This window comes from Rhodoferax sp. GW822-FHT04A08 (assembly GCF_058801025.1).
Map to the genome: position 1 here is coordinate 1 of NZ_JBXAMW010000012.1, position 21488 is coordinate 21488.

Consider the following 21488-nt stretch of genomic DNA (forward strand, 5'->3'; position numbering starts at 1 on the left):
ATGCATCGCCGTCCTACTCCAATGAAGAAGGGGTTTTTTACGACATTGGCGGGTGCGAACTGATGCTTAGGCTCAGCCATTCCAAAGAGCAGGATGGCATTGGCATATATTGGAGTGCTGAGGATATTCAAGAGGAATTCAAACGGATCAGCGAATTTGCAGAGGTCAAGTCGCATCCGACAACTCCCAATGCTTTTGAACAATCTGTCGCCGAATTTCTGGACCCCTTTGGAAACATATTTGGTATTAGAGCCAAGGATTTGAAAGGAGAAAAGAACGCTCGGATTCGTCGTGCAGCGGAGCGCGCGGCATTGAAGAATGTCCGCGCTGCTGTGGACCAATTCATGGCTGCCGAGGAAAAGCAGAAAGAAGTCAATAAAAGGGTTTTCTGGATTTTTTCAACAATATTGCTGGTATTGATTTCGGCATTTGCGTCCAGTCATTTTTTTGGAAAACCCAAAGAAAGGCATCCAGGGGAAGTGACAAACCCGGCCGACTTTTTGGGCAAGAAACCCAAGTAAGCTCTTTCAGCTTCACGCCCAAGTGACCAGCGCAAGGTCGACCGATTTCAGCCCGCCGCTTGGTATTCCGCCTGCAGCTGATCCCCGCGTGTTCTGTAACAATTTGAACCGGCGGATGCCCGGGGCGGCAGCCACGCGTTGCCTAGTCGTACAAAGTGTTACTTATCGCACATACGAAATCAACATTCGTGCCCTACATTCAGGGTGAGGCGATTGGTCTCGACTCTTTCACACAGTTTCATCATGGCAAATCAATCAATGTTTGACTACACCCAAGACGCTTCGGCGCCCCTGTTGTCGCAAGCGGAAATCGAAATGCTGTTGAATCCCGAGCTGATTGAACGGCGACGGCATCTGCGGCGCATTCCCTGCCCAGAGGCGATCGAGCTGGACGACGAGGCTTCCTGGTCAACCTGGAACGAATTGGCGGCACAGTAAGGCCCGCGGACTGATCTGGCCCCATTACTCGACCCCGCAGAGCCGGGCCAATGCGTGGTCAGCGCGTTGGTGACCAAGTTGTGCACATGACTTGACCTTCCTCAATATTTGCCGCACCCATCGGATTAGGCTGGAGGCCAGACTATCCGAACGGTGGGCAACATGGCTGATCTCCCTCGCTTTTTCAAGAATCCCGATCTCGGGCTGCCTCTGGCAACAGGGCAGGGTGTGTTGCGTGCAGCCGTCATGGCGTCAGCACTGGCCCTGCTTGGATGTGCTGGCGATGTGGGGGTGACCATCGAGAACACGCAGGCGGCACAGGAAGCGGCACGTCTGTCCAGGCCGCCCGGCTCCATTTACACGGGCTGGCGCGTGTTTCAGGACCGGTGTGCCAGCTGCCACGGGCCGGATGCCACGGGGACCGGCAGGGCGCCCGACCTGCTGCCCAGAGTCCAGCAGATGGGCCCGCGCCGGTTTGTGGGCCTGGTGCTCAAGCGCTATGACTGGAATCTGCCGCCGCCGTCTACCACCGGTTCCGGCCCTTCAGCGGACGCCTTGATCGATGACGTCCTGCAGCGCAAGGAACCCGTCATCACCATGCCGGCCTGGGAGGGCAACCCCAGCGTGAGCGCCCATATTGCGGATCTCTATGCCTATCTCTCGGCTCGGGCCGAGGGCACCCAAGGCAAGGGGCGTCCTATCCCCTGACCATCGGGTATCCGGAACCACCGGATCTCTGCCAGGAACAACCATGCAGCCTGCGTCCACCACCGCCCAGCAAACCGTCTTCACCGCCAAGGGGCTGGCCAAGATGTATGACATGGGTGAGATCAAGGTCCACGCGCTGGTGGATGTGGATCTGACCATCCAAAAAGGTGAGTTCATCGTGCTGCTCGGCCCTTCGGGCAGCGGCAAGTCCACCTTGCTGAACATTCTGGGCGGATTGGACCGGCCGACCAGTGGCAGCGCCAAGTTTGCCGACCACGACCTGACGCACGCCACCGATGAAGAACTCACCACGTACCGGCGTGACCATGTCGGCTTTGTGTTCCAGTTCTACAACCTGATTCCCAGCCTGACTGTGCTGGAAAACGTGGAGCTGGTCACCGACATTGTTGCCAACCCCATGCCCGCGTTGGAGGCCTTGGCCTTGGTGGGTTTGGCCGAGCGTGTCGATCACTTTCCGTCGCAGCTCTCTGGTGGCGAGCAGCAACGGGTGGCGATTGCCCGTGCCATCGTCAAGCGCCCCGAGGTTCTGCTCTGCGATGAACCCACCGGCGCGCTGGACTACGTCACTGGCAAACTGGTATTGGAGGTGATTGCGCGTATCAATCGGGAGCTGGGTACGACGGCAGTCGTGATCACGCACAACGCGGCGATTGCCGGTATGGCCGACCGCGTGCTGTACCTGGGCGGCGGCCGGATTGAGCGCGTTCTGCACAACGAACACAAGCTCGCACCGTCCGAGTTGACATGGTGAGTGACTCACCATGAAAGCACTGGACCGCAAACTGTTGCGTGATTTGCGCCTGATGTGGAGTCAGGCACTCACTACAGCGTTGGTTGTGGCCAGTGGCGTAGGTGGTTTCATCACCAGCTTCAGTGCCTTTCAATCCCTGTCCCTGTCGCGCGACGCGTACTACAGCGAGTCGCGCTTTGCCGACGTGTTCTCCAGCCTCAAGAGTGCGCCCCTGGCGCTGCAGCATCAGCTGGACGCCGTGGCCGGGGCGGCACATGTGCAAACCTCGTTGGCCCAGATTGTTCCCATCAGCATTCCCGGCGTGTCCGACCCGATTGCCGGACAGCTGATTGGCCTGGACACCGAGGAGCCGCAACGGCTCAACCGGGTTGGCCTGCGCAGCGGACGCATGATTGCGGCCCACCACAGCGGCGCCATGGAGGTGCTGGTCTCTGAAGCCTTTGCCGGTGCGCGCCAGCTCAAGGCAGGTGACGAGGTGGACGCGCTCATCAACGGCAAGCGCGAGCGGCTGCGCATGGTGGGCACTGCGTTGTCGCCGGAGTACATCTTTGCGGGTCTAGGCGGCTCTCCTGACCAGCGCGGCTTTGGCATCTTCTGGATAGACCGCCGCGCGCTTGCCACCGCCTACAACATGGAGGGCGCCTTCAACCAGGTTGCCGTGCGCCTCGGCCCGGGCGCCAGCGAAGGCGCAGTCATTGACCAGCTGGACCGCATGTTGGCTCCCTACGGCGGACTCAACGCGCATGGCCGGGATCTGCAGGTGTCCAACATGTTGCTCAACTCCGAAATTCGGGAGCAGCAGGTGCTGGGCACGGTTCTGCCAACCATCTTTTTGGCGGTGGCTGCTTTTCTGCTCAACGTGGTTGTGGGGCGCCAGATCGCAACGCAGCGCGAGCAGGTGGCGGCCCTCAAGGCACTGGGCTACACCAATGGCGCGATTGGCCTGCACTACCTGAAGATGGTACTGGCCATTGTGGCGATGGGGCTGGTGATGGGCTTTGCGCTGGGAACGCTGCTGGGGCACGCGTTCGTGGAGCTGTACGCCCGGACGTTCCACTTCCCGCGCATGCTTTTTCGTGTGCAGCCGGCCCTGCTCCTGATTGCCACCGCAGTGACCATGGGCGCAGCTGTGCTGGCCACCATGGGTGCCATTCGAAAGACGGTGATGCTGGCTCCGGCGGAAGCCATGCGCCCGCCGTCGCCGGGCAACTTTCAACCCATGTTGCTGGAGCGTCTGGGACTCAAGCATTGGTTTTCACCTTCGTTGCGCATGATTCTGCGCAGCATGGAACGCCAGCGCCTGCGCACGCTGCTGACGATTCTGGGCGTGGCCATGGCCATGGCCACAGTGATTACGGGTGCCTTTATGCGCGATGCCATCGCCTTGCTGATGGAAACCCAGTTCCACCAAGTGCTGCGCGGCGACGTGTTCATCAATCTGGTGGACCCCGGGCCCGCGCGCGCACTGCAAGCCGCAGCGCACCTGCCGCACGTGACGGCAGTAGAGGGTGCACGCAATGTGGCAGTGCGGCTGGTTCATGGCAACCACCATCACCGTGGCGCCATCCAGGGCAAGACCGAAGAGCCCGACCTCTTTCGCATCGTGGACATGGACAAGCGTGCCCAGCCTGCGCCGCGCGATGGACTGCTGCTGACCGATCGACTGGCCGAAAAGCTGGAGGTACGCCCCGGCGACTACGTGCAGGTGGAGTTGCAGGAGGGGCGGCGTGACGTCTTGAGCTTGCCGGTTATCGGCACCGTGCACGAGCTTCTGGCCATGAATGCCTACATCGAGCGCAGAGCGCTCAACACCCTCTTGCACGAAGGAGACATGGTGAACCAGATCACGGTGGCGGTGGAGCGTGGTTTTGAGCCGGAGCTGCTGGAGCGGCTCAAGGAGTTGCCTCGTGTGGGCGTGGCGATCAGCAAAGGGGTGATGGCACGCAACATCACCGAAGTGACGGCGCACAACATCCTCATGTTCAGCCTGGTGCTCACGCTGTTTGCCACCACCATTGCCGTCGGCGTGGTCTACAACCACGCCCGCATTGCCCTGGCCGAGCGTGCGTGGGAACTGGCGAGCCTGCGGGTGCTGGGCTTTACGCGCGCCGAAGTCTCGGCTATTTTGCTGGGCGAACTGGGTATCGAAATTGCACTGGCACTCCCCCTGGGGATGGGTTTGGGTTATCTGACGGCGCGCGGCATCGTCAGCCTCATTCGCAGTGACGATTTTTCTTTTCCCTTTGTCATCCAGCCGGCCACCTACGCCTTTGCGGCGGTCTGCGTTCTGGCGGCGGGCATCGTCAGCGCCTTGATCGTGCGTCGCCGCGTAGACCAGCTGGACCTGGTCGGTGTCCTCAAGACGCGCGAGTGACGGCCGCTACACCTATGAATACTGCATCGGAGTCACCATGAACAACAAACTGATTTCAGGCGCCAGTGCGGCGCTGCTTCTGGTCGCGCTGACCTGGGCGTTCTGGCCCAGTCCCATGGAAGTAGAGACTGCCACCGTCACCCAGGGACGTTTTGAGCGCGCCGTGCAGGAGGACGGCAAGACCCGCGTGCGTGAGCGCTATGTGGTGTCCTCCACACTGGCGGGCAGACTGGCGCGCATACAACTCGTTGAGGGCGACAGCGTGGCGCAGGGGGCCACTGTCGCGCTGATATCGCCACTGGCTCCTGCGTTGCTGGACGCCAGGAGCCAGGCCGAGCAAGCCGCCCGCGTGGGCGCCGCGCAGGCTGGACTGGCATCGGCGCAGGCCAACCTGGAGCACGCTGCGGCGGCGCTGGCGCAGAGTCGGCTGGATGTGCGGCGCAACAATGCGCTGGAACAGCAGGGATTCACCTCGCCTACGCAAAGTGAGGCACTGCGCCTTGCCGAGCAGCTGCGCAACCAGGAGTGGGAAGCCGCACGCCATGCCGAAGCGGCCGCCCGCTTTGATCTGGACCAGGCGCGCGCGCCACTGCGCCAGTACGGCACGGAGCCCACAGCCGGAAGTGCACCTGCAAGAAAGCAGGTGGCCGTGGTGTCACCGGTTGCGGGCAAGGTCCTGAAGGTGCTGCAGCAAAGCGAGGGTGTGGTGACATCGGGCGCCGGACTGATGGAGATCGGCAACCCCGACAAGCTCGAAGTGGTGGTGGACATCCTCACTGAAGAAGCGGTGCAGGTGGCACCTGGCACGCCGGTGCAATTGCTCAACTGGGGCGGACCGGGCGCGTTGCAGGGCAAGGTGCGCTACGTGGAGCCCGCCGCGTTCACCAAGGTCTCGGCACTGGGGGTGGAGGAGCAGCGCGTCAATGTGATCGCCGACATCACTTCGCCGCCGGACACATGGAAAAGCCTGGGTGACGGCTTCAAGGTGGATGTGCGCGTGCTGGTGCAGACCGTGGACAACGCCGTCATGGTGCCGGTGAGCGCACTGTTCCCGCTGGGTTCGCGATCGGGCGTGTTTGTACTGGACGGTGACCGTGTGCACCTCAAGGAGGTCACGGTCAAGGCACGCAATGGAACCCTGGCCTGGGTGCCGGAAGGGCTGGCGCTCAACTCCCGGGTGGTCGTGTATCCGGATACCAAACTGCAGGACGGCGCAAAGGTCAGGGCGCGCTGACCATCCGACGGGGCGGAGGTGCCTGTACGCAACAGGCACTTGAAAACCACCGAAGCAGTCCAAACTGCGAGTCTCACCACGACACGCACCATGCCCACAACCCTTCTTGATCGAATGTTGCCGACCGGCACGCTGGCGTTTGCCCTGCTGGTGCTGTGCGCTGTGGTCGCGGTGGTGTGGCTGCTGGTCGAACCCTGGTGGCGGCGCAGACAGCGCACCAGGGTGGCCGCACGGCCTTTCCCCAGGGCATGGCGCACGATTCTGCGCAGGCGTGTGCCCCTGTTCCAGAGCCTGCCCGCCGATCTGCAGTTGCAGCTCAAGCAGTGCATTCAAATCTTCATCGCGGAGAAGCCGTTCATCGGCTGTGCCGGCCAGTCCATCACCGACGAGGTGCGGGTGACCATTGCTGCGCAAGCTTGCCTGCTGCTGCTCAACCGGCCCCACCACAACTTCCCCAATCTGCGGCAGATCCTGGTCTATCCCACGCGTTTTGTGGTGCCGCGGCTGCACACCGACAGCGCAGGCGTTGCGCACCAGGGCAGCAATGTGCTGTCGGGTGAGTCATGGTCGCAAGGTCAGGTCGTGCTGTCCTGGCAGGACGTGCTCGAAGGCGCGGCCATCCCCGATGACGGTCACAACGTGGTGCTGCACGAGTTTGCGCACCAGCTGGACCAGGAAGACGGCGCGGCCAACGGCGCGCCGCAGCTCAGGAGCCTTCAGGACGGCGGCCGCTGGGCGGGTGTGATGCAAAGGGAATTCGACCGGCTGCAACAGGATGCACTGCTGGGCGCGCCCACATTGCTCAACCCCTACGGTGCAACCAACCCGGCGGAGTTTTTTGCGGTGGCCACCGAGGTCTTCTTTGAGCAATCCCGGCTCCTGGCCCAGGAGCATGCGCAGCTCTACGAAGAATTGGCCCGGTTCTACCGCACGGATCCTGTGCATTGGAGCTGATGTTGTTGCGTCTGCGATGATTGCTGTGCAGATGCACCAACGGGAATCACGTATGACGACACCATTGCCTTCGTTTGGCAAGCGCCTGAAGCGCTTGCGCCGTGTCAAAGGTCTGAAGCAGGAGACCATTGCCGCGCTGGCCAACGTGAACCAGGCGACGGTGTCGCGCTGGGAATCCGGAGCCATCGCTCCGCCGCAGGAAACCATGCAACGGCTGCTGCGTGCACTCGACCAGATACCGTTCATGGACTCGGCCCTGCAGCGTCTGGTCCATACCAGTTCATTGCCGGTGCACCTCATTACCGATGTGGACCACCGTTTGCTGGCGGCCTCCATTCCCCGCCAGCGCATGTGGGGCATTGCGGAAAATGCGCTGCTGCAAACGTCGCTGTGGAAGTTCGCCACCACGGACATCGTGGCTGCGGAATTGCGTCTGGGTGCCGTCGGCTGGTGGGAGCAGGAAGCGCCTGAGCCTGTCCTGGTGCATCTGCGATCACCACAGACGGAAGGGTTGCATATCCACGCCGGCACCATGCTCTGGGAGCGCGTCTGGCTGGCAAACGGGTTACCTGCGCGCCTGTGCACCAGCCTGGAGTGCCACGCATAACTTATGCGTTGACGCCTGGCCGGGCGGCCGCGAAGATTGCCTGATGTCTCTCAAGTTTGAAACCACGCGCTGGCATCTGGTATTGGTTCTGTGGCTCAGCGGTGTGCTGGCTGCCATGCAGTTTTCCAAGGTGTCATTTGCCTTCCAGGCGCTGCAGGCGCACTACGCGGCTTCGGCCTCGACCATGGGCTGGATTCTGTCCACGGTGGGCATGGTGGGGCTGGTGTTTGGCGTGGTGGCGGGGTTGTGTGCGCCAGCCATAGGCTACCGGCGCCTGCTGCTGATCGGCATGGGGCTGGGCGCCGTGCTGGCATGGGTGCAGTCTTTTACACCAGCGCTGCCCCTACTGTGGGTCACGCGTTTGCTAGAGGGCGTGTCACAGGTGTCGGTGGTGGTTGCCGCACCCACACTCATCATCCAGTACGCCGAGCCGCGCCATCGCTCCATTGCCATGGGACTGTGGAGCACCTTTGTCGGTGTGGCATTTGCATTGACAGCAGCAGGTGGCGGTTGGGTAATGCAGCGCTTTGGTCTGGACGGCCTGCTGCTGGCGCATGGCCTGGGCATGTCGGTGATGTTCCTGCTGGTGCTGGCCCTGGTTCCTGCCGACGGCAACGGCAGACCGGCATGGCCTGCACTGTCTGCCTTGCCCCGGCTGCACCTGCAGCTTTACAGCCAGTGGGCCACCGCACTGCCAGGCTTCTGCTTCTTTTGCTACACCAGCAGTGCCATCGCGCTGTTCACCTTTTTGCCGCAGCATGCCGGAGCCGACCGCGTGTGGCTGGCGCCCCTGTTGCCCCTGGTCACCATAGGCGGGACCTTTTCGGCTGGCTGGCTGGCGCAGTCGCTGCTGGCGCCCGACCGGCTGGTGCGCTGGGCCTTTGGCGGCGTGGCGCTGGCCGGTCTGTACCTGGGTGGCGCGCTTGCATGGGGCGGCGTCATGAGCGTTGCGGCCATCCTGCTGATGTACCTGCTGGGCGTGGCCGGGGGATCGTCGTTTGCCCTGGTGCCGCATCTCAATCACATCACGGCGGCGCAGGCGCGCGCGACCGGTGCCGTGGCCCAGCTCGGCAACCTGGGCTCCACGCTGGGGCCGCCGCTGGTTGCCGTGTGCATTGCGCACATGGGTGCGCGTGCCATGGTCCTGCCTGCCGTGGTGTTTGCGGTGTTGGGTTGCGGTCTGGCGACCTGGGGCATGCGCAGCTTGCGCACGCAGCCACAGAACTGAATTTGGTACGAACGCTTGCTGCGCCGGGCAGATGTCAGGTCTGTGCGCCAGCACACAGCCAGCCAGGGGCGTGCCGAACAGAATGGGGTTGCGAATCGTTGCGCGTAAATTCCCATGACCAATCCAGCAGATGCACCTACCAAGGCGACTAACGGCGCGACGGGCACGGCCACCACGTCCACGGATGAGCGCGACCAGATCAGCCAGAACATCGAAGCCGTGCTGGACTTCTACAGTCGGGACCGCGAGAAAATGACCTATTGGCAACGCGTGCTGGAGCGCGTGGGTGACTGGATCGGCCAGCCCGCGTTTCTCGGGCTGACCTTGCTGTTCGTTGCTTGCTGGACCGCCTGGGACAGCGCACTGCGCATGATGCACAAGATCGAGTTTGATCCGGCCCCCTACTTTGCGCTGCAGGGGTTGGTGGGGCTTGCGGCCCTGTTGACCACCACCGTGGTGCTGATCAAGCAGAACCGCCTGGCCCGGCTGGAAGAGCAAAGGGCGCATCTGGACCTCAAGGTCAACCTGCTCACTGAACAGAAGGCGGCCAAACTGATTGAGCTGCTGGAAGAGCTGCGGCGCGATCTGCCCAACGTATCCAACCGCCACGATCCTGAAGCCGCGTCGCTCAAGCAGTCGATGAACCCCGATCTCGTGCTGGCGGCATTGGACGAGCGCAACACCGAATGAACCCGCGTCTGGTCGTGCCGGCCAGCATGCAGGCGCTGTGGATCGTCTTGCGAAAAGTGGGGCAGTCCTGGCTGGAGGATTACGTACCCAGCATGGGTGCGGCATTGGCCTACTACACGTTGTTTTCGCTGGCGCCCTTGTTGCTGATCGTGGTGTCGGTGGCGGGCATGGTGTTTGGCGAAGATGCGGCGCGTGGCGAAATTTCCGCGCAGTTGGGTGACCTGATGGGGCAGCACAGCGCCAGCGTGGTGCAGGACCTGCTGGTCGATGTGCGCAGGCCGCAGACCGGGGCATCGGTTTCGGTGCTGGGTATGGTGCTGCTGTTCATCGGTGCCACGACGGTTTTTGGCGAACTGCAAGATGCACTGGACCGCATATGGCGTGTGCCAGATCGCGTTGCGCACTCGGGCTGGTTGACGCTGGTGCGTACGCGGCTGCTGTCGTTCGGGATGATTCTGTCCTTGGGTTTTCTGCTGGTGGTGTCGTTGATGGCCAGCGCCGCACTGGCCCTGCTGGGGCGTTGGGGCGCCACGGTGTTTCAGGGCTGGTATGCGATCGCGGCCATGGGTAACGCGGTGGGAGGTTTTGTGCTGGTTGCGACCATGTTTGCGCTCATCTACAAGGTCATGCCGCGCGCCCGCGTGCAGTGGAAGGACGTGTGGATAGGCGCCATATTCACTGCGCTGCTGTTTTCACTGGGCCGCACGCTGATCGGCTGGTACGTCTTGCGCAGCGGCGTTGCTTCCGGCTTTGGGGCCGCCGGTTCGCTGGTGGTCATTCTGCTGTGGATCTACTACTCGGCGCAGATCTTTCTGATCGGTGCGGAGTTCACCTGGGTGTATGCCAACACCTTTGGCTCGCGGCGTCCGCACCCCATTCAAGGAGTCCATCCCCATGAATCAACCCACATCGCCCGAGTCGGCTGAGCCCTCCATGCTCGCCGCGGCGTCTGCAGAAATGCAGCTCTTGAAACAACTGCGCGCGCAACGCAAGCTGCGGCGCCAGAACCTCGCGGCCGACCCCAAGGCCATCAGCGATCAGCTCGATACCGTACCGCTGACCCGCGGTCAGTATCTGGCGGATCGGGTGGCGGCCACTATTGGTTCCTGGCGCTTCATCCTGATTCAGAGCACGGCCATCATCGTGTGGATCACGGGCAACGTGCTCAGTGGTTCACACGCCTGGGACCCGTACCCATTCATTCTTCTCAATCTGCTGTTGTCGTTTCAGGCCGCCTACACCGCGCCTGCCATCATGATGAGCCAGAACCGTCAGTCGGAACTGGATCGGAGTCACGCCCGCAACGACTACGAAATCAATGTCAAGGCCGAACTGGAAATAGAACTTCTGCACGACAAGATAGACCTGATGAAAGAGCGCGAACTGCAGGTGCTGACCGAGGCCATCCAGCAACTGTCAACCCAGCTGGAGCAGATTCGCCACCAGTTGCCCAAGTAGCTGGGCCCTTGGGCGAGCGGCGAAAGCTACAACCAATACGCCAGGCGGCTGGACAGCCATTCCTTCAGCCGGTCCAGTGCGGGGCGCTCCTGCCACTGCTGCAGCGTCATGGGCAGGCTGAAGCGTCGGTCCTCTTCAAAGGCGCCCTCCATGGCTTGGCCAAAGGCTTCGTCAAACACCATCACGTTGAGCTCGTGGTTGTGCAGAAAGCTGCGCGTGTCCATGTTGGCCGACCCGACGGTGGACCAGACCGAATCGATGACGGCGGTCTTGGCGTGCAATACCGAGATCTGCAATTGGTACAGATGGATGCCACTCTCCAGCAGCTGCTGGTACAGCGCATGCCCTGCGTAAAACACCAGACTGCTTTCGCGCACCGCCGGCAATATCAGGGTCACGTCCACGCCGCGGCGTGACGCCTCCATCAAGGCCCGCAGAATGTTGGTGTCGGGCGCAAAGTAGGCAGTGGTGATGTGCACGGACGTCTTAGCCGAGCGTATGGCCAGCAGGTAGGCACGGTAGATTTCCTGGTCGCCCTCGGGTTCGCTGGCCAGCACGCGCAGCAGCGTGGCTCCGGCAGTCACCGGTGCGGGAAAGAAGTCGCTGTCACTCAAGGGCGCAGCCTGCTGGGAAACCCAGTGGTTCAGGAACTCCCACTGCAGGGCGGCGACGGCTGGGCCCTCGATCTGGACATGCGTGTCGCGCCAGCCGACCTTTTCCTGGCTGTGGCGATGGCTGCGAAACAGCGAGCTGTTGGCGTAGCTGCTGCTGATGTTCACGCCGCCGGTAAAGGCAATGCGTCCGTCCACCACCAGCAGTTTGCGGTGGTCACGCTGGTTGAATTCCAGGGGGCCTGTGGCGCGCAGTGGGTTGACGGGGTTGAAGGCAACCAGCTGAATGCCGGCAGAGCGCATGCGCTCAAAGAACGCCTGGGGTGTGCCAATGGTGCCCACCGCGTCGTAGATGATGTGCACCTGCACGCCCGCGCGCTGGCGCTCCATCAGCAGCTCGGCAATGGGTGTACCCACCGTGTCCTCATCAAAGATGTAGGTTTCCAGATTGATGTGGTCTTTTGCCGCCGCTATGGCACGCCGCATGGCGGCAATGGTTTGCGGACCGTCCGACAGCAGAGTCACACGATTGCCGGCGATCAACGGTTTGCTGGTAGCCAGTTCTTCCACGGCAGCCATGGCCTGGGTGTCCGCATGGCTGTTCTTCCAGTGGCGCAGCAGCAGCGATTGCGCGGCCTGGGGACGCATGGGTCCTTGGGCATTCGTGACGGATGGAGGTGCGTTGCCGATATCGGGATCATCCATGGAAGAAACATCCTGCAGGCTCGCACATGCGGCCACGCTGAGACAGCACAAGCAGAGCGCCGTGCGCCCGATCAACTGGCGCATGGGGTACAGGATTGGCATGCTCCGACGATAGCCGCGCAGGCAGACGCCGTCCGTGTGCGCCCGCACAGACCTGCAGGGTCGGGCGGTCTAAGCTGGCTTCACATGCGTCTTGCATGCACCCCAAAGCACTTCAACACAAGGAAACCCCATGTCTACCAAGGATGTCTACATCGCCAAGATCAAGCTGCAACTCGACGAGTTGAACGACTCCATGAACCAGCTCGAAGCCAAGACCAACGAGGCCAAAGTCGAAGCACGCGAGAAATACAAGCAGGAAATGGCCAACCTGCGTCACCAGTCCGCACTGGCCGTGGCCAAGCTGGAAGAAGTGCGCAGCACCACGGAAGACAAATGGGAGTCCCTGGTGACCGAGATGGAAAAAGTCCGCGATGCGTTCAAGCATTCCTTCAGCTACTTCCGCTCGCAAGTCAAGTAGGCTGCAGGGTCCGTGGTGCAATCAGTGCCACGCAAAAAAAAGCCGGACGGGCTATGTACCCGTCCGGCTTTTTTGTGATGCTGGCGTTATTCGCTTCGCGGCTCACCATTCTCATTGACCGTGATGACGTCACCCGGCTCGGTGCTCATCTGCACGCGGTGTTCCTGGCCACGGAAGTTGTAGCTCACGTCCCAGAAGGCAGGCTTGGTTGAGGCCGGCTGTGTGGCACAGCGCTTGACGTCGCGTTGCGTGGCAGGTTGTCCGGAGTCGTTGCGGCCCACGTTGGCGCCCACAGCCGCACCGGCGACTGCGCCGCCTACGGTGGCGATGTCCTTGCCCACACCTCCGCCGACCTGGTGGCCCAGGATGCCGCCTATCAGACCACCCACCAGAGCGCCGCCCATATTGGGCGCTCCCTTGGTTGCCGGCACGTCTTCGCGTTCCATCCAGCAGCGTTCTTCGGGTTGGCCGACCACTGCGCGCACCGAGCTGATGCGTACTTCATACAGGCGTTCCTGGTTGCGTCGGCGGTTGTCGTAGACCGGGGCGGGTGGGGGAGCCAGGCGGCGGTCGTCCACACGCGTCACCGGGTCCATGGCACGAACCGAAGACAGGCGGTCATTCATGCCCATGGCGGCCAGCGACGGATAGCGTCCGGGTTGCAGCACCATGCAGCGGCCCTTGAAGCGCACGTCATCGCAGACTTCCCAACGGTCGCCCAGCACCACAACGGATGATGCTCTGTCGTTGAAGCCAATAGGTATGAAGTCGTCGATCGAATGGTCGGTGCTGTAATGGCGACCCTGGAAGTTATCGTTTTCGTAGAAGGTAATTTGCGGCAATGCGGCCGGTGGCGCGTAGCGGCGCTCGTCTACCCTGGCGCTTGCGGCAACCATGCGCACGGAGGATATCCGGTCATTCATGGCCATGGCCTGCAAGGAGGGGTAACGTCCGGGGCGCAGTACCACACATCGCCCGTTGAAGCGCACGTCATCGCACACTTCCCAACGTCCCGTGGTTACATAGGCAGAGGATGCACTGTCACCAAAGCCGATGCGGTTGAGGTTGTTGGTCTGTTGGCTGGTCGTAAAGGAACGTCCACCAAAGTTCTCGGTCTCATAAAAGGTGATTTGCGCACTCGCGTGGGTGGCAATCAGAACGGCACTGACAACCAGGGCCTGTTTGAGATGGGTTCGCATGGTGGTTTCCTGAAGTCGGGCAAAGAGGTGTGCGGAGCGGGAAATGCTCACTTGCTGACTTCGTGACCAATGGCGCCGCCAGCAGCTGCACCGGCACCCGTACACAGAATGCCTCCGCACAACACATTGCCGACTACTCCGCCGACTACGGCGCCGGTGGCGGTTCCCTTTTCTTGGCGGGTCATGCCGGAGCAGCCGCCCAGAACAAAGATGGACGCAAGCAGCGTGGCGCAGACCACGCGGGTCAGGGGAAGGGGTTGCTTCATGGTGAAACTCCAAAGTGAAGGGAAAGGGGCGTGGAACACTGGGATGACTGCCACGGGAGAAATGCCATTGTTTGCCTTGCAGACGCTTCTGTCGGTGTGCTTGCACACACAGGCCGAACAACCGCATTCAGTGCGCCCAAGCCTCCTTTACTGCACTATGTGGCCTGGCGCACCGAGCGGTGGAGTGCCATGGCATAGGCTCGGTGTCAAAGAAAAATTGAGTCGGTGCAATGGCACGTGTATAAGAGGGCATAAGGTGCATTCGCGCCATTACCGCGCAAGCCCGGCGCTTCTTCGCGCAATTACAAAGGCCTGTCCTATGACTTTCTCCCCCGGTGTCTGCAAAGAGGCTGACCAGTGAAAGTGCCGCTTTCAATCACGGGATGGACAGCGGCCATGGTGGCTTTTCTGCTGGCTGGCATGTTGACGGTATTCTGGACTTTCAAACAGATGGAGGAGGCCGCCCGGGGCAGGGGAGACAGCGCGGAGGTGCTTACCAATGCCAACCATTTCCTGGCCAATCTGAACAATGCCGAGTCGGGGCAGCGCGGCTATATCCTGACCGGTGAAGCCAGCTACCTGCAGTCCTACTCCAGCGCGGTTGCTGCCTTGCCGCTGGATGTCCAGGCCTTGCAAGCAGGGGTGCAGCAAGCAGCGCCCCTGGCTCACCTGTCTGCCATGGCGCCCGTTCTGCAGGCCAAATTGCTGGAGCTTGCAGAATCCATCGCAGCCAGACAGCGCCACGACCTGAAAGCGGCCACGTTGATCGTGGAGACCGGGCGCGGCCAAGCGCTGATGGATACCATCCGCGCCGAAATGGGGGCGTTGATCCAGTTCGAAAACACCGCATTTCAGCAGTTTGACGCGGCCTACCAAGTGCGGCTGCGCAATCTGTACATCTGCATCGTTCTCACCGGTGTAGTGGCTATCTTGTATGCGCTGTTCTTTGTCTACTCGCTGTTGCGCAACGAGCGGCAGCGATTGGGGGACTTGCTGCATACCGAAGCGCGTAACCAGTTGCAGATTCAAAGTACCACCAATGCGCAATTGCTGCTAGCCAACGCGGCACTGCGTGAGAGCGAAGAGAAGCTGGCCGTCACATTGGCGTCCATCGGGGACGCGATGATCGCCACCGATGCCGCAGGCGCCATTACCCGTCTGAATCCGACGGCCCAGACGTTGACGGGCTGGACTCAGGAGGACGCTTTGGGCCACCCCATTGCCGAAGTGTTTTGCATCGTCAACAAAAATACGCGGGCCACGGTGGAGAGTCCGGTCAGCCGGGCGTTGACCCAGGGAGCAATACAGGCTCTGACCAACCACACCGTGCTGATAGCGCGCGATGGCCGCGAGTTCGATATTGCAGACAGTTGCGCTCCCATCCGTGACGCCGGCAACGCTGTCGTAGGGGCGGTACTGGTGTTTCGCAACGTGACCCAGGAGCATGCCGTGCAGCAAGCGCTGGTAGACAGCTCCGCCCTGGTGCAGGCCATCTTCAATACGGCCATGGACGGCATCCTCACCATCCATGAACAGGGCGCCATCCTGGAGTCGGTCAACCCGGCCATAGAAAGAATGTTTGGCTACAGTGCTGCAGAGCTCAACGGAAAGAGCCTAGGCATGCTGGTTCCGGAGTTGGAGCTGAATGATCCCGCTGCGCTGTTCAACTACCGTGGCACCCACGAGAAAGCCGACCAGCGCACCGGTTATGAATTGCTGGGCCGGCGCAAAGACGGCAGCGTGTTTCTGCTGGAAATCGCGTTGAGCAAAATGGTTCTGCGGGGCCAGCACTTCTTTGCCGGTGTGTTGCGCGACATCAGTGCGCGCAAGCAGGCCGAAGAAGCCTTGCGGCAGAACAGCACACTGCAAAGCGCCATATTCAACAGCGCCAACTTTTCCAGCATCGCCACCGATGCCAACGGGGTGATACAGATCTTCAATGTGGGAGCCGAACGCATGCTGGGTTACAGCGCGGCGGATGTGCTGGACAAAATCACGCCGGCCGAAATTTCCGATCCACAGGAAATCAAGGACCGCGCCCAGACCCTCAGCGCCGAGTTGGGTGTATCTATCCAGCCAGGCTTTGAGGCACTGGTGTTCAAGGCTTCACGCGGCATAGAGGATATTTATGAGCTCACCTACATACGCAAGGACGGAAGCCGCTTTCCCGCGCTGGTGTCGGTCACAGCATTGCGTGATGACGCCCAGGCCATCATCGGCTACCTGCTGATCGGTACGGACAATACGGCGCGCAAGGCGGTGGACGCGGAGCGCTTGCGACTGGACCAGGTATTGCAGGACAAGAACGAGGAGCTGCAGCTGGCACGTGTCGAGGCCGACAAGGCCAACCAGGCGAAATCGGACTTTCTTTCCAGCATGAGCCACGAGCTGCGCTCACCGCTGAACGCCATCCTGGGTTTTGCCCAGTTGATGGAGTCCGCCGTGCCGGAGCCTTCGGCATCCCAAAGAGCCAGCATTGAACAGATATTGCGGGCGGGGTGGTATCTGCTGGAGCTGATCAACGAGGTGCTGGACCTGTCGCTCATAGAGTCGGGCAAGCTGTCCCTGTCGATCGAGCCGGTGTCGGTATCGGAAATCCTGGATGACTGCCGCACTCTGTTTGAGCCGCAGGCCGACAAGCGCAGCATTGCGATGCGCTTTCCCTTGGCCACGGGGGTACATCACGTGCTGGGGGACCGCACCCGTGTCAAGCAGGTGATCATCAACCTGCTGTCCAATGCCATCAAGTACAACCGCGAGGGTGGCAATGTGCTGGTGTCGTGCACCGAAGTGCCCGGCATGCGTTTGCGCATCGGTGTGCGTGACACCGGCGAAGGCCTTTCGGCAGACAAAGTCGTGCAGCTCTTTCAACCCTTCAATCGCCTGGGGCAGGAAGCCAGCGCTGGCGAGGGCACCGGTATTGGCCTGGTGGTGAGCAAGCGCCTGGTCGAACTCATGGATGGCGAGATAGGTGTAAGTAGCCAAGTGGGGGTGGGCAGCGTCTTCTGGATTGAATTACCCCTGTGTGAAGCATTGACTTTGAATGCAGGCGACGTGCTGTTGCCGGACACTCCGGCCATTGTGCCAATCGATGCAGTGCATGTGCGTACCCTGCTGTACATAGAGGACAACCGCGCCAACATGGAGCTGGTGGAGCAACTGGTCGCGCGCCGACCCGGCATGCGGCTGCTCGGCGCTGCAGACGGCATGCGCGGTGTGCTGCTGGCGCGATTGCATCTGCCAGACCTGATCCTGATGGACATCAACCTGCCCGGCATCAGCGGGCTGCAGGCACTCAAGATCCTGCGCGATGACCCGACCACCCGCCACATTCCTGTGCTGGCTCTGAGCGCGAACGCCTTGCCGCGCGATGTCGAACGCGGCTTGGACGCGGGCTTTTACGGCTACCTGACCAAGCCCGTGAAGGTTGCAGAGTTCATGGTGGCTCTGGACGGTGGCTTGAAGCTGGTTGACGAAAGCACAAATGGACTTGAACGTATTACTCCCCACATCCCATCCAACCTTGCGGAACCCATACCATGATCCATCCGGACGAAATTCTTAGCGCCAACATCCTGATCGTCGACGATCAGGAGGCCAATATTGAACTGCTGATACGGGTGCTGACCGCCGCGGGTTACACCAATCTGCATTCCTGCATGCAGCCAGCGGAAGTCAGTGCCCTGCACAAGAGCGCGGACTTTGACCTCATCCTGCTGGATCTGCAGATGCCGGTAATGGACGGCTTTGAAGTCATGCAGCAACTCAAGACGCAAACGGCGGACGACTACATCCCCGTCATTGTGTTGACGGCCCAGCCCAACCACAAGTTGCGTGCGTTGCAGGCTGGCGCCAAGGATTTCATCAGCAAGCCCTTTGACCTGGCCGAAGTCAAGACGCGCATCCACAACATGCTGGAAGTGCGCCTGCTGTACAAGAAGCTGGCCGATTTCAACCGGCTGCTGGAACAGAAGGTGCTGGAGCGCACTGCCGAATTGCGGGAGAGTGAAGCGCGCTACCGTGGCCTGACGGAACTGGCCTCGGACTGGTACTGGGAGCAGGACGAGAATGACCAGTTCATCCGCGTATCCGGTCCGGTACGCGAGATGCTGGGCCTGCAGACGTCGGGTGCGCAAGATAGCGATGCGGACTTGGCACAGGGCTGGAACCCGCAGGAGCGGGCGCAGTTGCGCAACAGCATTGCGGCGCGCGAGCCGTTTCTGGACTTCGTCTTTCACCGGGATCATGCGGACGGCTCTACCCAACGCTACCGTGTCAGCGGCGAGCCCATGTTCAACCTGAGCGGCCGCTTCCTGGGTTACCGCGGTATTGGCGTGGAGATCACCGATGGCACGCAGAACCGGCCGGTGCCGGGTGTCGAGGCGTCATGATGGTGGCGTCTGCAACCCGTTACAACCACATTCTGTCGGCACTGCCGCCGCCGGAATTTGAAGCGCTGTCGCAGTACCTAGAGCCCGTCGCCTTGCCGCTGGGACAAATGCTGTATGAGCCGGGCACACCACAGCGCCATGCCTACTTTCCTACCACGGCCATCGTGTCTTTGCACTATGTGACGGAGACCGGCGCGTCGGCTGAAACCGCTGGCGTGGGCAATGAGGGCATGGTGGGCGTATCGATTTTCATGGGAGGCAACACCACGTCCAGCTCGGCCGTGGTGCAAACGGCCGGTCAGGCGTTTCGCGTGGAACGAAGCTGGCTCAAGCAGGAGTTCAATCGGGCGGGTGCGCTGCAAGGGCTGCTGCTGCGCTATACCCAGGCACTGATGACGCAGATGGCACAAACGGCAGCCTGCAATCGGCACCACTCGGTAGAGCAACAGCTCTGCCGTTGGCTGCTGCTGACCATGGACCGCTTGCCGGACCGCGAACTGGTCATGACCCAGGAGCTGGTGGCCAGCATGCTGGGCGTGCGACGCGAAAGTGTGACCGAGGCGGCAGGGCATCTGCAGGCAGCGGGCTATATCCGCTACCGGCGCGGCCATATCGGTGTGCTCAACCGCGCTGGCCTGGAGCAGCGCTCCTGTGAATGCTATGGCGTGGTGAAGAAGGAACTGGACCGTCTGCAGAACGACGTGCTGTACCGGCAGGCCTGAAGTACCGCCGACACATCGCCCCGCGGCGGTTTACCGCTTGATCTGCATGTGGTTGCTCACCGTACGCACGCCCGGCACATTGCTGGCGATTTCCACGGCGCGGTTCATCTGCTCCTGGTTGTCCACAAAGCCACTGAGTTGCACTTCGTCGATGCGCGTCACCACGGTGATATCCACGCTCTTGACGCCGGGATCGCCAAGCAGGGCGGCTCGTACCTTGCCGGTGGTGATGCCATCATCAACCTTGTTGCCCACCGTGGCGGCAACGCCCTTGAGCGTCACATTGTTCTGTATGGTCTTGACGCCTTCCACATCGCGTGTGGTGGAGGTTGCCAGATCCAGCTGGGCCTGGTTGTCCACAAAGCCGCTGAGCATGACCTCGCCCTTGCGCGTTTCCACCTTGAAGTCGTAGCTGTTGATCTTGGGGTTGGCCATCAGCGCCGACTTGACGCGTGCGGTCACCACCGTGTCGTCAATGTCGTTGCCCACCGTAGTGGATGCTGCAGGCGCGCTGGCTGTCTCGGCTGTCTTGTTGCCGCAGGCCGATAGGGAAGCGACCAGCAGGCCTGCCAGCGCCAGATGGGTGACCCAAGGGGAGGGGAGTTTGTTCATGGTGTGTGCTTCTTTGGGGGGCAAAAGGTAAAACGCCCCGCGCCTCAATCACAAGGCGCGGGGCGGTCAGGGAGCTATGGGCGATTACGGACGCACAACAATGTCGTTCTTGACGGAGTTCACACCCTTGACACCGCGCGCAATGGCTTCAGCCGTATTGCGTTCGGTGCTGCTCTTGGCGAAGCCGGAGAGTTGCACGGTGCCCTTGAGCGTTTCCACGCTGATGGCGCTGGCATCGACTTGCTTGTTTTCAATGAAGCGTGACTTCACCAGCGAGGTGATGCTGGCATCGTCGACATAGGCGCCCACGGTTTCCTGGCCGCGTTGGACGGCACAGCCGGTGGCGGAGAGCATCACGACAGCGGTGATGGCAATGGCGAGAGTGGTGCGGATTTTCATAGGGATTCTCCAGTTATGTACAAAGACAAGAAATCAAGTGCGATGGTGAAGGGCGCCACCATCAATGGGCGCTTAAGGAGCAGGTGAATCGTTCCTCATGGGCTGAGTATTTCCATTTGCGCGTGCGCCATCTGTGCGCTGGCGCACAAGGGGCAAACGTTGGCCTGCTACATGCCGTGTCAGAGCGGTGTTTGCGGGCTGTCTGCCTTCACACCGGATTGAAGCCAGCTCTGCAATACCTCCAGCCAGGATAGAGGCTGCACCAGTACAGCCAGCTTGGCGATCAAGGCGGGAAGCAGGCCCGCAGCCAGTGCCGGCACGGAAATCCAGCGCCAGGGCTTGGCCAGCATGAGTGCTGCGCCCAGTGCACATGCGCCCAATACCAGGCCTAGCGGGTTGCGCTGCGCCACGGGCATCAACAGACGCCGGATGGAGTCGCCCACCAGGGCGGCCGACCTGTGCCAGGGTTGGCGCGTCCACCAAAGGGTGAGTGCATCAATCACCACACGGGCAGCCGGATCGGAGCGCAGTGCGTCCATCCAGCCAGGCTGAGCCTGCTCCCGGGTCGCGGCTTTTTGCTCGGCATGCAGGTGATGGAGCGCGACGCTCAGGCGGCTGCGCGAGAGCGCCAGCCGCACCAGCGGTCGCGGGGGAATGTCGTGAGGTGTGGTCATGGGGGGCTGACTTCCCTGAGCAGTTGCAGGTCTACCTGCAATTGTTCCTTGATGTTGGCAAAGGCGGGGGCGTTTGCGCCAAAGCGCAAGGACAGGCAACAGCCCAGCGTGGCCAGCAGGGGAACGCAGGGCGTGAGTGCCAGCACCCAGGCCGCGTTGTAGGCCATGCCGGGCAAGGCGACCCACAGCATCAGCGCCACGCCGCCCAATAGGAGGGTGACCGTGCCACACAATGCCGCCGCCACTGCCCATATCAGGCGTTTGCGGGTGGTGCGCGTGAGGTCGGCCACTTCACTGCCCAGCAGTGCCAGGTAGCCCTGGGCGTGTTCACCCAGCAGCGCGGGCTGGCTGACCAGCAACTGAAGCAGTGGATGCATTGGCATCGCGCGCCCGTCAGCCTGCGCT

The 21488-nt window shown here is 61.6% G+C and carries 23 protein-coding genes; 16 read left to right on the plus strand and 7 right to left on the minus strand.

Going from position 1 to position 21488, the window contains the following annotated elements; translation table 11 throughout:
- The 12 genes from AC1RMF_RS19735 to AC1RMF_RS19790 form a co-directional block, all read left to right on the plus strand.
- Nucleotides 1-521: VOC family protein (locus AC1RMF_RS19735; protein WP_493143738.1), on the plus strand; the 521-nt coding region annotated here is incomplete at its 5' end.
- 243 nt (nt 522-764) lie between these two features.
- Nucleotides 765-959, plus strand: a complete 195-nt coding sequence (locus tag AC1RMF_RS19740) for a hypothetical protein (protein WP_342618376.1) — start codon at nt 765-767, stop codon at nt 957-959.
- A gap of 162 nt (nt 960-1121) precedes the next feature.
- The gene (locus AC1RMF_RS19745; RefSeq protein WP_342618375.1) at nt 1122-1667 is read left to right on the plus strand and encodes a c-type cytochrome; all 546 of its coding nucleotides are present in this window, start codon (nt 1122-1124) and stop codon (nt 1665-1667) included.
- A 43-nt stretch (nt 1668-1710) separates the two neighbouring features.
- On the plus strand, nt 1711-2439 hold the full coding sequence (locus AC1RMF_RS19750; protein ID WP_493143740.1) for an ABC transporter ATP-binding protein: 729 nt from the start codon (nt 1711-1713) through the stop codon (nt 2437-2439).
- Between the two features lie 10 nt (nt 2440-2449).
- Entirely contained in the window at nt 2450-4813 is a 2364-nt protein-coding gene (locus AC1RMF_RS19755) for an ABC transporter permease (RefSeq protein ID WP_493143741.1), read from the plus strand.
- A gap of 37 nt (nt 4814-4850) precedes the next feature.
- Entirely contained in the window at nt 4851-6047 is a 1197-nt protein-coding gene (locus AC1RMF_RS19760) for an efflux RND transporter periplasmic adaptor subunit (protein WP_493143742.1), read from the plus strand.
- Between the two features lie 90 nt (nt 6048-6137).
- Nucleotides 6138-7001 (plus strand): M90 family metallopeptidase, encoded by an 864-nt coding sequence (locus AC1RMF_RS19765; RefSeq protein WP_493143743.1) that lies wholly within the window; start codon nt 6138-6140, stop codon nt 6999-7001.
- A gap of 52 nt (nt 7002-7053) precedes the next feature.
- A complete protein-coding gene (locus AC1RMF_RS19770) occupies nt 7054-7608 on the plus strand; it encodes a helix-turn-helix domain-containing protein (protein ID WP_493143744.1) in 555 nt (184 codons plus the stop codon).
- A gap of 43 nt (nt 7609-7651) precedes the next feature.
- Nucleotides 7652-8836 (plus strand): MFS transporter, encoded by a 1185-nt coding sequence (locus tag AC1RMF_RS19775; protein ID WP_493143745.1) that lies wholly within the window; start codon nt 7652-7654, stop codon nt 8834-8836.
- Nucleotides 8837-8950: 114 nt separating this feature from the next.
- Nucleotides 8951-9526, plus strand: a complete 576-nt coding sequence (locus AC1RMF_RS19780) for a DUF1003 domain-containing protein (RefSeq protein WP_493143746.1) — start codon at nt 8951-8953, stop codon at nt 9524-9526.
- Between the two features lie 26 nt (nt 9527-9552).
- Nucleotides 9553-10452, plus strand: a complete 900-nt coding sequence (locus tag AC1RMF_RS19785) for a YihY/virulence factor BrkB family protein (RefSeq protein WP_493143902.1) — start codon at nt 9553-9555, stop codon at nt 10450-10452.
- Entirely contained in the window at nt 10421-10984 is a 564-nt protein-coding gene (locus AC1RMF_RS19790) for a DUF1003 domain-containing protein (RefSeq protein WP_493143747.1), read from the plus strand. Before AC1RMF_RS19785 ends, AC1RMF_RS19790 begins: the two co-directional genes overlap by 32 nt.
- 26 nt (nt 10985-11010) lie before the next feature.
- Here AC1RMF_RS19790 and cls read toward each other — a convergent pair whose 3' ends face one another.
- The gene (gene cls, locus AC1RMF_RS19795) at nt 11011-12402 is read right to left on the minus strand and encodes a cardiolipin synthase (RefSeq protein WP_493143748.1); all 1392 of its coding nucleotides are present in this window, start codon (nt 12400-12402) and stop codon (nt 11011-11013) included.
- Nucleotides 12403-12532: 130 nt separating this feature from the next.
- Here cls and AC1RMF_RS19800 point away from each other — a divergent pair, with 130 nt between their 5' ends.
- Nucleotides 12533-12820: a sll1863 family stress response protein gene (locus AC1RMF_RS19800; protein ID WP_342618364.1), complete on the plus strand. Its 288-nt coding sequence runs from the start codon at nt 12533-12535 to the stop codon at nt 12818-12820.
- A gap of 86 nt (nt 12821-12906) precedes the next feature.
- Here AC1RMF_RS19800 and AC1RMF_RS19805 read toward each other — a convergent pair whose 3' ends face one another.
- Together AC1RMF_RS19805 and AC1RMF_RS19810 are read right to left on the minus strand one after the other, a co-directional pair.
- On the minus strand, nt 12907-14019 hold the full coding sequence (locus AC1RMF_RS19805) for a beta/gamma crystallin-related protein (RefSeq protein WP_493143750.1): 1113 nt from the start codon (nt 14017-14019) through the stop codon (nt 12907-12909).
- Between the two features lie 47 nt (nt 14020-14066).
- A complete protein-coding gene (locus AC1RMF_RS19810; RefSeq protein ID WP_493143751.1) occupies nt 14067-14285 on the minus strand; it encodes a YMGG-like glycine zipper-containing protein in 219 nt (72 codons plus the stop codon).
- Nucleotides 14286-14681: 396 nt separating this feature from the next.
- On the opposite strand from AC1RMF_RS19810, the gene AC1RMF_RS19815 reads away from it, so the two are divergent.
- The 3 genes from AC1RMF_RS19815 to AC1RMF_RS19825 are packed head-to-tail and all read left to right on the plus strand — an operon-like array spanning nt 14682 to nt 19398.
- Entirely contained in the window at nt 14682-17828 is a 3147-nt protein-coding gene (locus AC1RMF_RS19815; protein WP_493143753.1) for a PAS domain S-box protein, read from the plus strand.
- Nucleotides 17825-18676 carry a response regulator gene (locus AC1RMF_RS19820; RefSeq protein ID WP_493143754.1) on the plus strand — a complete coding sequence of 284 codons (852 nt, stop codon included), beginning with the start codon at nt 17825-17827 and terminating at the stop codon, nt 18674-18676. Before AC1RMF_RS19815 ends, AC1RMF_RS19820 begins: the two co-directional genes overlap by 4 nt.
- Nucleotides 18673-19398, plus strand: a complete 726-nt coding sequence (locus AC1RMF_RS19825; protein WP_493143756.1) for a Crp/Fnr family transcriptional regulator — start codon at nt 18673-18675, stop codon at nt 19396-19398. Before AC1RMF_RS19820 ends, AC1RMF_RS19825 begins: the two co-directional genes overlap by 4 nt.
- A gap of 30 nt (nt 19399-19428) precedes the next feature.
- Here the strand turns inward: AC1RMF_RS19825 and AC1RMF_RS19830 are convergent, their stop codons facing one another.
- The 4 genes from AC1RMF_RS19830 to AC1RMF_RS19845 all read right to left on the minus strand — a co-directional run bounded on the left by AC1RMF_RS19830 (nt 19429) and on the right by AC1RMF_RS19845 (nt 21460).
- Nucleotides 19429-20010, minus strand: a complete 582-nt coding sequence (locus AC1RMF_RS19830; protein WP_493143758.1) for a BON domain-containing protein — start codon at nt 20008-20010, stop codon at nt 19429-19431.
- Between the two features lie 84 nt (nt 20011-20094).
- Nucleotides 20095-20409, minus strand: coding sequence for a BON domain-containing protein (locus AC1RMF_RS19835; RefSeq protein WP_493143760.1), 315 nt, complete (start codon nt 20407-20409; stop codon nt 20095-20097).
- Nucleotides 20410-20588: 179 nt separating this feature from the next.
- Entirely contained in the window at nt 20589-21083 is a 495-nt protein-coding gene (locus tag AC1RMF_RS19840) for a hypothetical protein (RefSeq protein WP_493143762.1), read from the minus strand.
- On the minus strand, nt 21080-21460 hold the full coding sequence (locus AC1RMF_RS19845) for a hypothetical protein (protein WP_493143764.1): 381 nt from the start codon (nt 21458-21460) through the stop codon (nt 21080-21082). The genes AC1RMF_RS19840 and AC1RMF_RS19845 overlap by 4 nt, the downstream gene beginning before the upstream one ends.
- Nucleotides 21461-21488: the final 28 nt, after the last annotated feature.

What these genes read in the sequence shown, in the direction of transcription:
- AC1RMF_RS19830 (WP_493143758.1), bottom strand. Translation starts at nt 20,010, where the DNA reads ATGAACAAACTCCCCTCCCCTTGGGTCACCCATCTGGCGCTGGCAGGC.
- AC1RMF_RS19840 (WP_493143762.1), bottom strand. Translation starts at nt 21,083, where the DNA reads ATGACCACACCTCACGACATTCCCCCGCGACCGCTGGTGCGGCTGGCG.
- AC1RMF_RS19800 (WP_342618364.1), top strand. Translation starts at nt 12,533, where the DNA reads ATGTCTACCAAGGATGTCTACATCGCCAAGATCAAGCTGCAACTCGAC.
- AC1RMF_RS19835 (WP_493143760.1), bottom strand. Translation starts at nt 20,409, where the DNA reads ATGAAAATCCGCACCACTCTCGCCATTGCCATCACCGCTGTCGTGATG.
- AC1RMF_RS19765 (WP_493143743.1), top strand. Translation starts at nt 6,138, where the DNA reads ATGCCCACAACCCTTCTTGATCGAATGTTGCCGACCGGCACGCTGGCG.
- AC1RMF_RS19745 (WP_342618375.1), top strand. Translation starts at nt 1,122, where the DNA reads ATGGCTGATCTCCCTCGCTTTTTCAAGAATCCCGATCTCGGGCTGCCT.
- AC1RMF_RS19820 (WP_493143754.1), top strand. Translation starts at nt 17,825, where the DNA reads ATGATCCATCCGGACGAAATTCTTAGCGCCAACATCCTGATCGTCGAC.
- AC1RMF_RS19825 (WP_493143756.1), top strand. Translation starts at nt 18,673, where the DNA reads ATGATGGTGGCGTCTGCAACCCGTTACAACCACATTCTGTCGGCACTG.
- AC1RMF_RS19815 (WP_493143753.1), top strand. Translation starts at nt 14,682, where the DNA reads ATGGTGGCTTTTCTGCTGGCTGGCATGTTGACGGTATTCTGGACTTTC.
- AC1RMF_RS19780 (WP_493143746.1), top strand. Translation starts at nt 8,951, where the DNA reads ATGACCAATCCAGCAGATGCACCTACCAAGGCGACTAACGGCGCGACG.
- AC1RMF_RS19785 (WP_493143902.1), top strand. Translation starts at nt 9,553, where the DNA reads ATGCAGGCGCTGTGGATCGTCTTGCGAAAAGTGGGGCAGTCCTGGCTG.
- AC1RMF_RS19775 (WP_493143745.1), top strand. Translation starts at nt 7,652, where the DNA reads ATGTCTCTCAAGTTTGAAACCACGCGCTGGCATCTGGTATTGGTTCTG.
- AC1RMF_RS19790 (WP_493143747.1), top strand. Translation starts at nt 10,421, where the DNA reads ATGAATCAACCCACATCGCCCGAGTCGGCTGAGCCCTCCATGCTCGCC.
- cls (WP_493143748.1), bottom strand. Translation starts at nt 12,402, where the DNA reads ATGCCAATCCTGTACCCCATGCGCCAGTTGATCGGGCGCACGGCGCTC.
- AC1RMF_RS19805 (WP_493143750.1), bottom strand. Translation starts at nt 14,019, where the DNA reads ATGCGAACCCATCTCAAACAGGCCCTGGTTGTCAGTGCCGTTCTGATT.
- AC1RMF_RS19755 (WP_493143741.1), top strand. Translation starts at nt 2,450, where the DNA reads ATGAAAGCACTGGACCGCAAACTGTTGCGTGATTTGCGCCTGATGTGG.
- AC1RMF_RS19760 (WP_493143742.1), top strand. Translation starts at nt 4,851, where the DNA reads ATGAACAACAAACTGATTTCAGGCGCCAGTGCGGCGCTGCTTCTGGTC.
- AC1RMF_RS19770 (WP_493143744.1), top strand. Translation starts at nt 7,054, where the DNA reads ATGACGACACCATTGCCTTCGTTTGGCAAGCGCCTGAAGCGCTTGCGC.
- AC1RMF_RS19810 (WP_493143751.1), bottom strand. Translation starts at nt 14,285, where the DNA reads ATGAAGCAACCCCTTCCCCTGACCCGCGTGGTCTGCGCCACGCTGCTT.
- AC1RMF_RS19750 (WP_493143740.1), top strand. Translation starts at nt 1,711, where the DNA reads ATGCAGCCTGCGTCCACCACCGCCCAGCAAACCGTCTTCACCGCCAAG.
- AC1RMF_RS19845 (WP_493143764.1), bottom strand. Translation starts at nt 21,460, where the DNA reads ATGCATCCACTGCTTCAGTTGCTGGTCAGCCAGCCCGCGCTGCTGGGT.
- AC1RMF_RS19740 (WP_342618376.1), top strand. Translation starts at nt 765, where the DNA reads ATGGCAAATCAATCAATGTTTGACTACACCCAAGACGCTTCGGCGCCC.